This is a genomic window from Arcobacter caeni, assembly GCF_003063245.1.
GTDB lineage: Bacteria > Campylobacterota > Campylobacteria > Campylobacterales > Arcobacteraceae > Aliarcobacter > Aliarcobacter caeni.
In genome coordinates this window covers 1-587 of record NZ_MUXE01000053.1, presented here as the reverse complement: position 1 = coordinate 587, position 587 = coordinate 1, and the positions used below count along the sequence as shown (strand labels likewise).

The 587-nt window shown below is 27.1% G+C and carries 1 pseudogene; it reads left to right on the top strand.

Features of this window, described 5'->3' with window-relative positions:
• Window positions 1-587 (top strand): annotated as a pseudogene (locus B0174_RS12265) (hypothetical protein); the annotation flags it as partial.

The following is a 587-nucleotide window of genomic DNA, read 5'->3' as shown; positions in this document are numbered from 1 at the left end:
ACCCCAAGAAGTTTATGAAGATGCCATTGAAAAAGAGCCCGTTGTTGCAGATGAAAAAGGTGCAAATAAAATTGCAGTACTTTATCCATCAAAAATAGTTGGTAAATATGCTAAATCAACTGTAAATGCTGTTATGGCTTATTTAATTTACAATAACAAAGAGTTTGAGATAGAGGCATTTGATAGTTATGATGAAAGCAATATTAATATCCTAACTCAAATTAAAAAAATTGAAGAGCAAGGATTCAAAAAAGTAATCACACTATTTACTCAAAATGGATATGAAATATTAAATAGAACTCATGCTTTACATTTTGCTAAAGTATATTTTCCCTTAATCAATAAAAGTGAAGTATCTTTTGCTAAAGATAACTTTGTATTTGGTGGAATCTCTTATGAAAAACAAGTAAAACTTTTAAAAACTTTATCAAGTGAAAAAAGTACTATGTTTTATGTACCATCTTATTTAGGAAACAAGTTAAAAGATTTATATAACAATGAGTTTATGGATACTGAGCCAATAACTAAAGAGATACAAAGAACAAACAATAAATATCAATATATCATGAATGATGAGAGAATCGCAT